The following is a 14,811-nucleotide window of genomic DNA, read 5'->3' on the forward strand; positions in this document are numbered from 1 at the left end:
TATAATGGGATAAAGAAGTCGCCCTGTAAGGGCAAAAGCTTTGTATTTGAGAAGCTTTTGCCCTTACAGGGCGTCTTTCTTGCTTATGCGTAACCCAGGGTGTTACCCTGGGCTAGGAGCTTCTGCCCTTTCAGGGCGTGCTGCTAATAACAGGGCGTGCTGCTAATAACAACTATTCGTTTTATTACAGCATTCCCTTTGAGCTAGGAAGCTCGAAGTGATAGATGTCTCTCTTCACCGCCATTTTCAGCGAGCGGGCAAGCGCCTTGAAGATGCCTTCTATCTTGTGATGCTCGTTCTCGCCCTCAGCCTTGATGTTGAGGTTCATCTTAGCCGCATCACTCAGACTCTTGAAGAAATGCTTGAACATCTCGGTTGGCATTTCGCCCACCTTCTCTCTATGGAACTCTGCATCCCAGATCAGCCATGGACGGCCACCGAAATCCAATGCCACCTGACAGAGACAATCATCCATCGGCAGACTATAGCCGTATCTTTCTATTCCGCGCTTATCACCTAAAGCCTGCAGCAGGCATTCGCCCAGGGCTATACCCGTATCTTCAATGGTGTGATGCTCATCCACATAGAGGTCGCCCTTGGTGTGGATGGTGAGGTCCATCATGCCATGCTTGCCTATCTGCTCCAGCATGTGGTCGAAGAAACCGAGACCGGTAGAAATGTCGCATTTGCCGCTGCCATCGAGATTTACCTTGATGTAGATATCCGTCTCCTTGGTGGTGCGCTTCACCTCGGCGATGCGGTCGCCGGCAAAGAGAATCTCAGCAATCTTATCCCAGTCCATACCATCCTTTCCGAGAATCAGACTCTTGCAACCCAGGTTCTCGGCAAGCTGGGCATCGGTTTCACGGTCGCCGATTACATAACTGTTTGCCATATCGTAGGCTGGGTTGTCGATGTATTCGGTCAGCATGCCCGTGCCCGGCTTTCTCATCGGCGAGTTATCCTCAGGGAAGTGGCGGTCGATGTGCTGCTTGGCGAAGTGGATGCCCTCGCTCTCCAGGGTCTGGATGATGAAGTTGTGTACTGGCCAGAAGGTATCCTCCGGGAAGGAGTCGGTGCCCAGTCCGTCCTGGTTGCTCACCATCACCAGCTCGTAGTCGGTGTGCTGGGCAATGAAGGCGAGGTTGCGGAATACGCCCTTGGTGAATACCAGCTTCTCGAAGCTGTCAATCTGTTCGTCCGCAGGTTCCTGAATCAGGGTTCCGTCGCGGTCGATGAAGAGTAATCTTGTCTGTTTCATGTCTCTTTCTATCTCTTTTATGTTAATATGATTAATACTTCTTGTTTTCCTCTTCTTCTGCAGCCATCTGCTCTATGCCGGCTACAGCCATCTGCAGCTGACTCTCCTTCAGTTTTTTCTTTTCCTCATCCTGCACCTTGTAGGATGCATACTGGTAAGCCAGTGTGATGCCGAGCCAGGTGAGGGCATAGATGATGAGCAGGCTGGTGAGGGTGAAGACGAGGAAGAGGAGTGGGGTGAAATAGCCCGGTACGCCGAGCGGATCGCCCTGGAGTGCACCCAACTGTGAGTAGAGCTGGGCGATGATGAGGATGATGGTAGGCACAGCTGCGATAAAGGTGGCGATGCCTACGATCATCATGCCCAGGAAGCAGGTCATGAGGAAGCCTCCGAAGTGGCGGAGGATGCGGACCAGCGATCTGCCTGGCTTGCGCTTTTCGCCCTGAGGGCAGAGCTGCTTGTGGGGCAGGAGATGCCAGAATGATACTGCCGCCATCACGAGGGTGGCTGCGTAGATGATGGTTTGCAGGATGAATGAAGCCATCGGATTCGCTTCTCCCCAATCGTGAAGCGACTTGTTGGGGAGGAGAAAGTAAAGTACGATTGCCAGCAATACTGCGAAAGGCACGTGGGTAACCCATGTCTGCTTGACGAGCGAACGGATATCGCTCGTCACGGTATTGTAGGATGCTTTCATGCAGGCAGTTATGCTGCGTTGCTTAAATAATTCATTTACTTCCATAGTTATAATGATTTAGTTCTTCTGAATTCCGAGCAGGTGATGGCGGTAGCGATCGCTACGTTCAGACTGTCGGCAGTGGCTCTTCCTTCCGGGAAGTTCGGGATGAGCAGTCTGTGGTTCACCTTCTTGGCAAGGGCAGGCGAAATGCCTTTTCCTTCGTTTCCCATCACGATGAGTCCCCGGTTTTCCAACTGCTGCTGATAGATGTTGTCGCCATCGAGCAGGGTGCCATATACGGGTACATCTGCAGGCAGCGATTCTACCAGAGCCAGCAGGTTGCCATATTCCACCTTCACTCTCGCTATGCTGCCCATCGTGGCCTGTACCACCTTCGGGTTATACACGTCGGCTGTGTCCTGACTGCAATAGATGTGGGTGATGCCAAACCAGTCGGCTATTCGGATGATGGTGCCCAGGTTGCCCGGGTCTTGTACGCCATCGAGCGCCAGACTCAGTTCGTTGGTGTTAATAGAGTAATCTCCTGATGTATCCTGTCTGAAAACAGCCAGCACCTGCTGCGGATGCTGCAGGAAGCTCACCTTCTTCAGCTCCTCCTCGGTCACCTCTATCACTTCTGTCTGAGCCGCAAGGTGCTTGCCGTGGAGCCACTCCTGGGTAGCCACAATGAGGTCGGCAGGTTGCAGGGCGAGCAGGTCATCTACTACCTTGAAACCTTCCGCCACGAACTTTCCTTCCTTGTTGCGGTTCTTCTTCAGTTCGAGCGAACGAATGTATTTTATCTTATTCTTGCTAATCATTTGTTGTTGTTTCTAATCTTTAATGGATGCAAAGGTAGCATAAAAAGCAGACAATACAAAATAAAAAGTGCTAAATATTTTGTATTTCCTTCGATTTACACTATCTTTGCAATCTAAAAGGATTAGATTCGTGAAAATACAGAAGATTTCAGTTCTCGCCCTGCCACTGCTTCTGGCTGGATGTTCTGCCAGCAAGTATGTGCAGGAGGGGGAGTATATATTAAATAAGGTGGAAGTGAAGAGCGACTCTGCGGAATATGATGCAGGGGCGCTCAAGCAGTATGTGCGACAGAAAGAGAAGCCAAAGCTCTTTGCACTCTTTAAAAACCCGTTCAGCAAGAAGCCTATCATCTATGATTCCATCCAGGCTCGACTCACTTGCCAGGACCTGCTCACGGCGATGCAGAACCAGGGATTCCTGCACGCTGGCGTATCCCTCTATACTACCGTTCACGGAGAGGATTGGGCGAAGGGCGGAACCAGGAAGCGGAAGAAAGCCCCGAAGCTGGATGCCACCTATCTGTTGCATCCCGGTGAGCCGTTCCTCATCGGCAAGGTGGAATATGACATAGAGGATAAGAACATACAGGATAGATTGCAACTGGATAATCCTGATAACCAGATGCTGAAACCGGGAATGCGTTTCACGGTAGAGGCGCTGGATAATGAGCGCAAGCGTATTTCCAATCTCCTCATTGATGATGGATACTTCCGCTTCAACAAGGATTTCATCCACTTTTCTGCAGATACCATCACGGGCAGCAAAGATATCGGCGTTACCCTGCATCTGATGAACTACAAGGCTAACAGTAATGCGCCGGAAACCCCACACTCACGATACGAGATCAGGAAAATCAACTATCTCAGCAACGACAGCGACCGCATCCACCTGCGCCATCAGGTGCTTCTGAATGCCACTGCCCTGAAGGAGGGAAGTCCCTACAGCGCCTCTGCCCTGCAACGTACGTATAATAATTTCGCACGCCTGCAGGCGGTGAAATATACCAATATCCGATTCGTGGAAGCTCCCGATAGCGGAATGCTCGATTGCAATATCCAGATCAGCACCAACAAGCCTTCTACCATCTCCTTCCAGCCGGAAGGAACCAATACGGCAGGCGACCTGGGTGCTGCGGCTTCGCTCACCTATACCAACAGAAACCTCTTCCGGGGTAGCGAACAGCTGAGTATCGAGCTGCGTGGTGCCTACGAGGCTATCACCGGACTGGAGGGCTATCAGGACCAGAACTATCAGGAGTATTCGATAGAGAGCAAGCTGGTGTTCCCACGCTTCGTGGCACCGCTGCTGTCTAAAAATTTCAGAAGAAGACAGACTGCTAATACGGAGTATTCGGTGGCCTGGGACCTCCAGAACCGTCCGGAGTTCCATCGTCGCGTCTTCTCCATGGCATGGCGCTACCGCTGGGCAGAACCCCGCCATCATCTCAACTGGCGATTCGACCTGCTCGACCTCAACTATGTGTATATGCCTTGGATTTCAGAGACTTTCAAGCGCGACTATCTGGATGATGTAGATAATAGAAATGCCATCCTGCGCTATAACTACGAGGATATCTTCATCATGAAGATGGGATTCGGATTGACCTATAGCGATGGGATAGATGCCTTCCGACTGAATGTGGAGTCTTCGGGCAATCTGCTCAGCGCTTTCTCCAAGGCGCTGAATTTCAAGATAAATTCTCAGGGACAGCGTACCTTCATCAATATCGCCTATGCCCAGTATGCCAAGGCTGATTTCGACTATACCCATCTGGTGCGCTTCGACGACCGTAACGTGCTGGCGCTGCATGCAGGCATCGGCGTGGCGTATCCTTACGGTAACAGCAAGGTGCTGCCTTTCGAGAAACGGTATTTTTCGGGTGGTGCCAACTCGGTGAGAGGCTGGGGCGTAAGAGAGCTGGGACCTGGCGGATACAAGGGCAATGACGGACGCATCGACTTCATCAACCAGACGGGTGATATGAAGCTCGACCTGAATGCCGAGTACCGCACTCCTTTGTTCTGGAAATTCGAAGGTGCCCTGTTTGTGGATGCTGGTAATATCTGGACGCTCAGAAAATATGATGAGCAGCCTAACGGACAGTTTAAGTTAGATAAGTTCTACAAGCAGATTGCTGCGGCGTATGGTATGGGTCTGAGGTTGAACTTCGATTATTTCATCCTCCGATTCGATATGGGTATGAAGGCAATCAATCCTGCCTACGAGAGTGGGGATGAGCATTGGGCGATTATTCACCCAAAGCTCAGTCGTGATTTCGCCTTTCACTTCGCGGTAGGTTTACCATTCTAATCTTCCATACCCCGTTCTCGATACGCATCGGCAGGTGGAAGTCGGCCTCTTCTACGAGGTGGGCTTCCTGCCCGATGGTGTCCATCTGCAGAAAATTATATACGGTGATGCTGACGGTGGCGTTCGCTCCGTCGTCGCTGAAGTCGATGTCGTTGATCTCTATCGTGGCATCCTCAGCCTTGGTGCGCAGCAGATCTACATCCGCCTGATGCACGTTGCTGGCAGCATAGCGGAGCCAGGGTTCCGAACTCTGGGTGCAGTATTTCTGAGTCTTGGGGAACTGCCAGTTGAAGTAGTAGGTGGCGAATGAATCGATGTCATTCTCCAGCTGGTCTTCGTCACCCTGATGAGATTGGCATCCCGTAAGGGTGTAAACGCTTGCTAGTATGGCTGCTACGGCGATAGCCATACAGGATATTGTTTTCCTAACCATGTTTCCTAAATCTTAAAATTTCTATTTATTTGCTTATTTTGGGCACAAAGATAGTAAAAAACTTTGTAATAAGAATCTTTTTTGCTAACTTTGCAGGGAAAATAACAATTAAAATGCTAAAATTTATATCCTTTGGCAGTGGAAGCAGTGGCAACAGCTACTATCTTTACACTGAAACGGATTCGCTATTGATAGACGTAGGAGTAGGTATCAGAACCCTGAAAAAGCACTTCCATAACTATGGATTGCGCTTCGAGGATGTACATCATATCCTCATTACCCATGACCACGCCGACCATGTAAAGTCGGTGGGGAGCTTGAGTACTGACTATCATCTACCAGTATATGCAACCCGTAAAGTTCATGCAGGTATCGAGCGCAACTACTGCGTCCGAAAGAAAATCGTGCCCAATCATGCGCACATTATAGAGAAAGGTGTGCCGTTCCAGGTGGGCGAGTTCAGGGTTACTCCGTTTGGGGTGCCTCACGACAGTACGGATAATGTGGGCTATTTCGTGGAGCACGAGGGTGTCACATTCTGTCTGATTACGGATGTGGGACACATCACGGAGGAGATTCAGGAGTTCATCGGCAAGGCGAACTATCTGGTGCTCGAATCGAACTATAGTGTGGAGATGCTTCAGACTGGAAAATATCCTCAGTATCTGAAGGAGAGAATCCTGGGTCCGAACGGTCATCTCAGCAATGATGAGTGTGCCCATGCGCTTGCCGACTTCGCCACTCCGAGCCTCCGCCACGTTTGGCTCTGCCATCTCAGTGAGGAGAATAATCATCCCGAATTGGCGAGAAAGACCGTGGAGCAGATTCTCAGGAGCAAGGGCATCATTGCCGGAAAGGACTTCGAGCTGGAAGTGCTGAAGCGGAAGACGCCTAGCGAGATTTTTAAATTGGTATAAATTCCCGGCCCGCCCTGAATCAATGATTGCTGGCTTAAGAGAATGACCGGAAGTTCTATTCCCGGCCCGCCCTGAATCAATGATTGCTGGCTTAAGAGAATGACTGGAATTTCTATTCCCGGCACGCCCTGAAAGGGCAGAAGCTCCTAGCCCAGGGTAACACCCTGGGTTATACATAAGCAAGAAAGTCGCCCTGTAAGGGCAAAAGCTTGGTATTGAGAAGCTTTTGCCCTTACAGGGCGACTCTGTTATATCCCTATGTACCCAGGGTGTTACCCTGGGCTAGGAGCTTCTGCCCTTTCAGGGCGTGTGGATGCAAACAGGGCATGTGGATGCAAACACCACTTGGAACATGCCGGGCATTGCCTAAATCATACTGATTTTCTAGATCTTATCCAATGCCTGCTTGATATCATCCAGGATATCCTCCACATCCTCGATACCTACTGACAATCGAATCAAATCTGGGGCAACGCCTGCCTCCTTCAACTGCTCGTCTGAAAGCTGACGGTGGGTATGGCTGGCAGGGTGGAGCACGCAGGTGCGGGCATCTGCCACATGAGTCACGATGTTGATCATATCCAGTGAATCCATGAACTTGATGGCAGTCTCACGGTCGCCCTTCAATCCGAAGGCGATGACGCCGCAGGTGCCGTTTGGCATGTACTTCTGGGCAAGGTCGTAATACTCGTCGCCCTTCAGTCCGCTATAGTGAACCCAAGCCACACGCTCATCATTCTGCAGGAACTCAGCCACCTTCTGCGCATTCTCGCAATGCTGGCGCATACGCAGGTGCAGGCTCTGGAGACCCAGGTTCAGGATGAATGAGTTCATTGGCGCAGGGATGGAGCCCAGGTCGCGCATCAGCTGTGCCACGAGCTTGGTGGTGTATCCCATCTTGCCGAAAGCCTTCACGTAGGTGAGTCCGTGGTAGCTCTCATCCGGTGTGCAGAGGCCAGGGAATTTCTCGGCATTCGCCATCCAGTCGAAGTTGCCGCTATCCACTACTACGCCGCCTACCTGCGATGCGGTACCGTCCATATACTTGGTGGTAGAGTGGGTAACGATGTCGGCACCCCACTCGAATGGGCGGCAGTTGATAGGTGTGGCGAAGGTGTTATCTACGATGAGAGGCACGCCGTTCTTGTGAGCAATGCGGGCGAACTTCTCGATGTCGAGCACGGCACAGCCAGGGTTGCTGATGGTTTCGCCGAACACTACCTTGGTGTTAGGGCGGAATGCCTTCTGGATTTCCTCCTCGCTGGCGTTAGGGTTTACGAAGGTGCACTCGATGCCGAGCTTCTTCAGGGTAACGCCGAAGAGATTGAAGGTGCCGCCGTAGATTTCGTTAGAGGTAACGATGTGGTCGCCAGCCTCGCAGATGTTGAATACGGCATAGAAGTTGGCTGCCTGACCGCTTGAGGTCAATACGGCACCCACACCACCTTCGAGCTGAGCGATTTTCTTTGCCACAGCATCATTGGTAGGGTTCTGGAGTCGGGTATAGAAGTAACCCTCCTTCTTCAGGTCGAAGAGCATCGCCATCTCCTCAGAGTTGTCGTATTTGAATGTAGTACTCTGATAGATAGGCACTTCTATCGGTTCGCCGTTCTTCGGCTCATAGCCTCCCTGCACGCAGAGGGAAGCAACACGTAATTTCTTTTCCATTGTCGGTTATTCTTTTATTTTGTGTTGTTATAATTGTTCTTCTTTCTTTCTTTGTTGTTAACGCCCTGAAAGGGCAGAAGCTCCTAGCCCAGGGCATCGCCCTGGGTATTCAGGACGCAAGTCTGTCGCCCTGTAAGGGCAAAAGCTTTATTATTTCATGAAGACGAAATACACGGCAGCGATGAGGCAGACGAATGCGGCAAAGTGATTCCAATGCAGGCCCTGCCCCTGGAAGAGGAGGTTGGCGATGATGGCGAAGACGATGAGCGACACGCACTCTTGTATCACTTTGAGCTGTACCAGATTGAATGGACCGCCGTTGTCGATGAATCCGATGCGGTTGGCTGGTACCTGGCAGCAGTATTCGAAGAAGGCGATCGCCCAACTGAAGGCGATGACTCCGATGAGTGGCCAGTTGCTGCTGGTGCCCGTCTGCTGGAGTTTGAGATGTCCATACCATGCGAGCGTCATGAAGATGTTGCTCAGCACGAGGAGCAGGATAGTGTATATTCCGTTCATATTCTCTTATGTTTTTGATTTCTTAATTGATAAGATTTCTCTTATATTCTCTTATGTTCTTTGATGCTCTACATATATAATAATGTATAAGTGGCTGCAAAGATACACTTTTTCTCTTGAAAATGTATGGAAAATCAGAAAAATGCGCATGAAAAAGAAAAAAGTTGCCGAAAAATTTGGTAGTGTCAGAAAAAAGCAGTACCTTTGCAACCGCTTTTGAGAAATAACTCAAATGCTAAGCTTGCTGCACCCTTAGCTCAGTTGGTAGAGCAACTGACTCTTAATCAGTGGGTCTAGGGTTCGAATCCCTAAGGGTGTACAAAAAAGCTCCGAAGAAGTTCATCTTTCTTCGGAGCTTTTTTTGTTTCATCTTTTTTCGACCTGTACGGTTGAAATTACCCAATACGCCCTGAAAGGGCAGAAGCTCCTAGCCCAGGGCATCGCCCTGGGTAATTATGAACGCAAACCCGTCGCCCTGTAAGGGCAAAAGCTTTAAAATATTGAGCAATATACAAAGCTTTTGCCCTTTCAGGGCGACTTTGCTGTGTTTATTCTAAAACCCAGGGCGTTGCCCTGGGCTAGGAGCTTCTGCCCTTTCAGGGCGTATGGGATGTGGCTTATGACACACCCTCTTTCAGCGATGCCTCTTTCTTTTGAATAGGCATTGCTTTCAGCGAAGCCTCTTCCTGCATTCAGGGCATTCTCCCTTGATGACGAAGGAGACGGAGTGGGGATAGAATCCTTCCGGCAATTCGAAGCTCGGAATATGGATATCCTCCATGCAGAACGAACGGTGGCATGATTCGCAGTAGAAATGAATATGACCATCATGATGATCACACTCTCCTTCCTCCTCACACACTTCGTAGTTCAATATCCCCCTTCCATCCTCGAAGGCATGAACGGCATCATGCTCCAGAAAGAGCGTCAGCGTGCGGAAGATGCTCGACTTGTCCATCGACACCATCTTCTGCTCCAAATCCTTCAGACTTAGCGGATTCTGCTCATTCACCAGAGTCTTCATTACCAGTATGCGGTTGGAGGTGGGCTTGATGCCCTTCGCCTCCAGCTTATGAACAATCTCTTCTGTTTCCATCTTTTTTCTTTTAAAATAACTTAGAGTATCTGCATTTTTGCACCAAACGACAGTCCGAAGACATCCCAGAAACCGGCATTGCCGTTGCGGTAGAATCGCATGAAATAGATATCATTCGTACTCAACTCATAGAAGAGCGTGAGGCTCTTCACGCGCTTGCGCCTGTTGTTCGGAATCTGATACGTAAACCGTTCGCCAAATCCCAGATTCGGGCGGATTCGGGTAGAGAAGGGATAATATCCGCTCTCGTACTTGGTAGGCTGCTTTGTCCAGAAATCGTGACCCAACACCGTGTTCAGGTACAGCGTGCACTCCAGGGGTTCAAACTGCCATCCCTTTCCCCAGTCCTTTCGCCAGGGAATGAAGTTCTCCTTCAGCGTGATTGTCATTTTTACTTCATCCGAATCATATTTCGGAACGATGCCGAAGAGCAGATGCGTCTCCCACTGGCTTCGCTTGCCGTAGTCCCATCCGATACCCAGCGAGATGATACCCATGTTGCCGCAGGTCTGTATCACGCTCTGCGTAGGCATCAGCACATCCCAGTGTTTGCGATAGCGGAGGATGCGCCTGTCGTATCGGGTGAGTGAATCTTCTTCTGAACTCTCCTTTCCTAAATTCTCCTTTTCTAACCCCTCCTCGCCGGCGCTTGCCGTTGTGCTTGCCGATAGCAGGAGGAGCGCCCATATACTGAACTTAAAAATCGATGACTTCAACATGATAATCCTTTGGTGTGATGGTGAAAATGTAATATTGACGGAAGTGTACGCTGCTTGCCATATAGAACAGGGTGCCGTTGTTGTAGAGGTCTTCCTTCTTGGTGTGATGACCGTGACCGTCCAGGCAGAACAGCAGGCGAGGAAACTCGTGGATGTAATAATTGAATACCTTCGCTACGTTGTTGTTAAACTGCTCGGAGTAGGGAGGTGCATGCATGCACACCACGGTGCGGTCGAAGTCGAGCGAATCGGCAGAGCGTTCCGCCTCCATGAAGTCGAAGTTAGGCACCGGACGGGAGTAGTCGTACTCGATGGCATTGGTGTTGAGGCAAACGAACTTTACCTTTCCGGCGATGAAGCTGAAGTCGGGATTGCCGTAGATGGCCTCATAGGTCTGGTTGCCCGTGCCCAGACAGTCGTGGTTGCCCAGCAGCACCACCGAAGGCATCTTGAGTTTCAGCATTCTTTCTCGTGTCCACTTCATTTCGCGGGTAGCGCCGAAGTCGGAGATGTCGCCGCAGTGGATCACGAAGTCGATGCTGTCTTGGCGGCTGTTGATATCATTTACGGCATCCACGAGGTCGTCGAGCCACTGGTGGCTGTCGCTGATCACGGCAAACCGGATGGTATCCTTGCTCTTCATCTTCTGCTCTATCTTCTGTATGTTCTTGGCATTCAGGTCGGTTTCGCCCTTTACGCGAACATCGTAAGGGTGAACATCGAATACGGTATCGCAGCCCGTAAGGAGCAGGGCAGCAATACAGACAAGTAGATACATTTTAATGTGAGATTTCATATCTTATACCTTATTTTAAATACATATTCATATTCTAGTCTATCTGATATTCTAGCCTGTTTGATATTCCAGGCTATTGATTTCGCGTGCAAAGGTACGAAAAAAACTTGAATAAATAATGAGGTTTTTCCAAAAAGACCATTTTTAAGGAGAAAAAGATAAAAAAAAGAAGGTGCGCCAGATTCACTTCCTTGTGATCTGGCACACCTTGATGATTTTAGAGATCTACGTTGTTTTTAGAGCTCTACATTGTTTTTAGAGACTTACGTTGTCGTCGCCTCCTCCGCCTTCGGTAGTGCCGCCACCCTGGCTGGTGTTGCCTCCCTGGCTGGTTCCGCCACCTTCCTGCGAAGTTCCACCGCCCTGCGAAGTACCTCCTCCCTGGTTGGTGTTATCTTTGTTGTCATCCTCCCCGGTGTCGTTCTTGTCGGCAGAGGTAACCTGCTTCACGATCTTGCCGTTGCGGTCGTAGCAGGTGATGTTGACGCTGGTCTTGGCGAGCTCCTCCTTGATGTCGGCGTTAGGCACGAAGATGATGTAGCGGCGGTTGATGAGCGAGCTGCTCACCTTGTTGACATCCTCCACGGCGGTAGAATTCAGACCGAATCGGAGTGAACCGAGACCCGGTACAGCCACGGAGTGACCCTCGGTGGCCCATGCGGTGATGACTGCTCCGATGGCGCCCCAGGCAGCGTTGATTACCTGCTTGGCGAGTCCGCTGCGCACGGCAGCTTCCTCGATAACCTTACTCTGGGTAAGCTGACCGTAGAGGTCTGCCTGCATAACGTATGCCCACTTCTGCTTACCCTTCTCAAAAGCGACGTTGCGCTCGATAGCTTTTACTTTGATACCCATAATTCAAATAGTTTTTTAGTGAATAATTTAAATTTCAATAAACTCGATTTTAGTGGTTAATTCAGTTTCAGTCTAGCTCGATATCGTGAAAGATTCGAGCACTACATGCAGCTCGTAACTCCGAGTGATGTGCAGAGTGCAGTGAGTACAGTCACGATGATCTGCAGAATTGATTTCCAAGTTTCCTTTTTCATTTTCTTCATTCCTTTCTTTTTAGTGAATAATCCAGTTTCTGTATCGGGCATCCCCTCCATGCAGTTCCGCGGTATCCTGTCCGGCAGAGAGCCCCATCAATGAGTTTCATTGACGATGCAAAGATACAACATTTTTGGGCGAAATGCAATAGTTGTCCCGGCATTTGAATCGGCTTGTCCCGGCAGTTGTGATGTGGGGCATGAAATCCCCTTCAATAGAGCTGCCGTTTCCTGCGTCGCGACGCAGGAAATATTACGTGGCGACGCAGGAATTGCTACGTGGCGACGCAGGAAAAGGGGCGAGGAGGGGGAGAGGGAAAAGGTGAATGGGGTATGGAAAAAGTGAACGAAGTGAACGAGGTGAACGGTGAATTTGGTGAATCTGATGGAAAACGGATACCTGAAAAAGGATTTTTTATTAAGAATATCTTATATAATAATGTACGCGCGTAGCTACTACTATCTCTTTTCAGATGAAATGTATTGATAGAGTTGGAAAAGCGTGTGATTCACCTCGTTCACCATTCACCTCGTTCACTTTTTCTCTTTGTATTATTTTTCTGTTTTTTTGAAAAAAAAGAATGGAAATATGATAGATTGTCAACTATTATTAGTACTTTTGCAATAGAATTAACAATTTAAGAAAAAATGGCAACCCCAACAGCAAGAATATTTGTTTATAGGCTTAGCTTTGAATCCTATCTAAAGGATTTAAACGATGAGCCAAGTGTAGAATCAATGAAGGATCTGGCAGATGAACTTTTTGATCTGATAGATGAAAAACTGTCTTTCCAGGATGGCAAAGGTCGTCCTGTAGAGGCTGATAATCTCACGAAGTTTGGTAAGGAGATGCTCTACTTTAGAATGGAGAAGCAGTCGCAAAGAACATTGAATGCAGAAAAGTCGCATAAGGAAAATCATGTCATAGATTTCCCTTACTTCAGTGTTGTCTTCGATTTCCGCCATTCTGATGATTATATCCTTATGGGCATAGAGCATAAAAGTGCAGCCTTTCAGGACATTGACTATGTGCGAAAGAATATAGAGGTCTGTCTGGATGAACTTTTCAGGAAGAAGCAGCCTTACAATGTGAGGATTCGGCCTATTTCCATAAAGGATGAGTTCTGGAAAAAAGTGAGATTGTTGTGTAGTAATGGAAAAGACCGCCTTCAGTCTATAGGTCTGCAGATACCAAATATCAAGACCTCGTTCCCTCTGAGTGTAAACGAGCGAGAGCGTATGATGCTTGAAGAGTTCTTAAAATATGGAATGGGAATTCGGGCTACTTATGCCAATTTTGACTATGGCTTACCAGAAGATGCGAGCGTATCTGAAGTGGAGGAATATTTTGATATGATGTCGCACATAGCTTGTAAGAATGGCTATGAAATAAAAGCTACGCTGGACAGTGGCAGAGTGATTTCCTCGGCTAAAGATTCGGCGGCTAGCTATCCTTTGGACAAGAGCATCATAGCAGATGTGAATGATGAGGTGGAGGAAAAACTGCCATTTCAAGAGCAGAGGAAAAAGTTTGCTGCATGGTTTGATGAAATCTATCCCGATTTGAAACTTATTGAACAGGAGGAGCAAAATGCTGGAAAGAATAAACGTCATATCAAGAAATGAGATAGATCGTGCTTACAAGGATCATGTCTTCTTTAAGCTAATCAGAATCTTATGCCAGCCATACGTGGTGAATTTGAAGAATTTTCATCTATTGCCCGAAGAGGTGTTTCAGGAAGTTATGGCATGGCTGGATTTCATCAGTAGAACCGAGGCTGATGAGGATGTCCTGGTGGTTTATTCTTCTGTGCGTAGCCGGATATGGGGGGATATGCGCCTATTGGCTGTGCCCCAATGCCCTGATGAGGAAATTGACAAGTCGGCAGATCTGATTATAGGTATTTTATTTACCTGTCTGATGAAACTGAGTGATGATTTTGTAGATGGATATGGTTTCTATAAGACTTTGGCATTTAGTTTGTTTGAACAAATGACTAGGGAAACAAAAGATAGGGATCATGTAATAAGCTCAATTATCAGTAATTCTTATTATGAAGCGCATAATGAAGAACTTAATGATTGGCTTATTGGGTATATGATGTATAGCGATAATACTCTAACGGATCACGAAGGCAGACTTAAAACCACGTTGGCGAGAAATGGAAGTCCAAAGGGAAGAAAGCCTTCTCTTTTATTCACTAACGCTGATAAGGAAAAAGATGTAGAGGCTACGGAGTATTGGGCTCAGGTATTCAAGAAATATATTTCATCCCGCCAGCGTACGGGGCTTATGCTCGATACGAAGCAGGATAATTTTCTTATTCTCTCTATTCATGCCTTCAAGCAATATTGGTGTGATGATAAAAAAATGAAGCTTCCCTCTGCGGGGGCCGCATTTTGCAAGTTCCTGATGGAGGATTGTCTTTTTGAATTGGGAGAAGATGAACAGGGAAACAAGATTAAACTTTCAAGTGTAAATGATACGCTGACCAGAGTGTTATCCAAAAAACTGAATGAATACGATGGTGACTATCTGGCA

Annotated in this window: 15 protein-coding genes and 1 tRNA gene; 5 read left to right on the top strand and 11 right to left on the bottom strand. The window is 48.6% G+C overall.

Annotated features, from left to right (window positions below; all coding sequences use genetic code 11):
- Window positions 1-184: 184 nt before the first annotated feature.
- The 3 genes from hisB to CFT61_RS15720 are packed head-to-tail and all read right to left on the bottom strand — an operon-like array spanning window position 185 to window position 2,761.
- Window positions 185-1,261, bottom strand: a complete 1,077-nt coding sequence (hisB, locus tag CFT61_RS15710) for a bifunctional histidinol-phosphatase/imidazoleglycerol-phosphate dehydratase HisB (protein ID WP_089545343.1) — start codon at window positions 1,259-1,261, stop codon at window positions 185-187.
- A 31-nt stretch (window positions 1,262-1,292) separates the two neighbouring features.
- Window positions 1,293-2,003 carry a hypothetical protein gene (locus tag CFT61_RS15715; protein WP_089545344.1) on the bottom strand — a complete coding sequence of 237 codons (711 nt, stop codon included), beginning with the start codon at window positions 2,001-2,003 and terminating at the stop codon, window positions 1,293-1,295.
- Between the two features lie 2 nt (window positions 2,004-2,005).
- Window positions 2,006-2,761: an RNA methyltransferase gene (locus CFT61_RS15720; RefSeq protein ID WP_089545345.1), complete on the bottom strand. Its 756-nt coding sequence runs from the start codon at window positions 2,759-2,761 to the stop codon at window positions 2,006-2,008.
- A 130-nt stretch (window positions 2,762-2,891) separates the two neighbouring features.
- Between CFT61_RS15720 and CFT61_RS15725 the strand changes: the two genes are divergently transcribed.
- Entirely contained in the window at window positions 2,892-5,072 is a 2,181-nt protein-coding gene (locus tag CFT61_RS15725; RefSeq protein WP_254919013.1) for a BamA/TamA family outer membrane protein, read from the top strand.
- On the opposite strand, the gene CFT61_RS15730 is transcribed toward CFT61_RS15725, so the two are convergent.
- Complete coding sequence (locus tag CFT61_RS15730) at window positions 5,026-5,481, bottom strand: hypothetical protein (protein ID WP_089545346.1); 456 nt, start codon at window positions 5,479-5,481, stop codon at window positions 5,026-5,028. The genes CFT61_RS15725 and CFT61_RS15730 overlap by 47 nt on opposite strands.
- Before the next feature lie 137 nt (window positions 5,482-5,618).
- Between CFT61_RS15730 and CFT61_RS15735 the strand changes: the two genes are divergently transcribed.
- Window positions 5,619-6,422 (top strand): MBL fold metallo-hydrolase, encoded by an 804-nt coding sequence (locus CFT61_RS15735; RefSeq protein WP_089545347.1) that lies wholly within the window; start codon window positions 5,619-5,621, stop codon window positions 6,420-6,422.
- 384 nt (window positions 6,423-6,806) lie between these two features.
- Here CFT61_RS15735 and CFT61_RS15740 read toward each other — a convergent pair whose 3' ends face one another.
- Both CFT61_RS15740 and CFT61_RS15745 read right to left on the bottom strand, forming a co-directional pair.
- A complete protein-coding gene (locus tag CFT61_RS15740; protein WP_089545348.1) occupies window positions 6,807-8,090 on the bottom strand; it encodes an O-acetylhomoserine aminocarboxypropyltransferase/cysteine synthase family protein in 1,284 nt (427 codons plus the stop codon).
- Between the two features lie 150 nt (window positions 8,091-8,240).
- The gene (locus CFT61_RS15745) at window positions 8,241-8,609 is read right to left on the bottom strand and encodes a DMT family protein (RefSeq protein ID WP_089545349.1); all 369 of its coding nucleotides are present in this window, start codon (window positions 8,607-8,609) and stop codon (window positions 8,241-8,243) included.
- Window positions 8,610-8,855: 246 nt separating this feature from the next.
- Between CFT61_RS15745 and CFT61_RS15750 the strand changes: the two genes are divergently transcribed.
- Window positions 8,856-8,928 (top strand) — tRNA-Lys (locus CFT61_RS15750).
- A gap of 351 nt (window positions 8,929-9,279) precedes the next feature.
- On the opposite strand, the gene CFT61_RS15755 is transcribed toward CFT61_RS15750, so the two are convergent.
- The 5 genes from CFT61_RS15755 to CFT61_RS17085 all read right to left on the bottom strand — a co-directional run bounded on the left by CFT61_RS15755 (window position 9,280) and on the right by CFT61_RS17085 (window position 12,278).
- Entirely contained in the window at window positions 9,280-9,705 is a 426-nt protein-coding gene (locus tag CFT61_RS15755) for a Fur family transcriptional regulator (RefSeq protein ID WP_089545350.1), read from the bottom strand.
- A gap of 20 nt (window positions 9,706-9,725) precedes the next feature.
- Window positions 9,726-10,424 (bottom strand): hypothetical protein, encoded by a 699-nt coding sequence (locus tag CFT61_RS15760; RefSeq protein ID WP_089545351.1) that lies wholly within the window; start codon window positions 10,422-10,424, stop codon window positions 9,726-9,728.
- Entirely contained in the window at window positions 10,402-11,220 is an 819-nt protein-coding gene (locus CFT61_RS15765) for a metallophosphoesterase family protein (RefSeq protein WP_254919014.1), read from the bottom strand. The genes CFT61_RS15760 and CFT61_RS15765 overlap by 23 nt, the downstream gene beginning before the upstream one ends.
- Window positions 11,221-11,475: 255 nt before the next feature.
- On the bottom strand, window positions 11,476-12,075 hold the full coding sequence (locus tag CFT61_RS15770; RefSeq protein ID WP_089545353.1) for a DNA-binding protein: 600 nt from the start codon (window positions 12,073-12,075) through the stop codon (window positions 11,476-11,478).
- 101 nt (window positions 12,076-12,176) lie between these two features.
- Window positions 12,177-12,278, bottom strand: a complete 102-nt coding sequence (locus CFT61_RS17085; RefSeq protein WP_437176835.1) for a smalltalk protein — start codon at window positions 12,276-12,278, stop codon at window positions 12,177-12,179.
- A 729-nt stretch (window positions 12,279-13,007) separates the two neighbouring features.
- Between CFT61_RS17085 and CFT61_RS15775 the strand changes: the two genes are divergently transcribed.
- Together CFT61_RS15775 and CFT61_RS15780 are read left to right on the top strand one after the other, a co-directional pair.
- The gene (locus CFT61_RS15775) at window positions 13,008-13,895 is read left to right on the top strand and encodes a hypothetical protein (RefSeq protein ID WP_142990662.1); all 888 of its coding nucleotides are present in this window, start codon (window positions 13,008-13,010) and stop codon (window positions 13,893-13,895) included.
- On the top strand, window positions 13,861-14,811 hold a 951-nt coding region (locus CFT61_RS15780), incomplete at its 3' end, for a hypothetical protein (protein WP_142990663.1). The genes CFT61_RS15775 and CFT61_RS15780, both read left to right, overlap by 35 nt.

The organism is Segatella copri (assembly GCF_002224675.1).
GTDB classification, from domain to species: Bacteria; Bacteroidota; Bacteroidia; order Bacteroidales; family Bacteroidaceae; genus Prevotella; species Prevotella copri_U.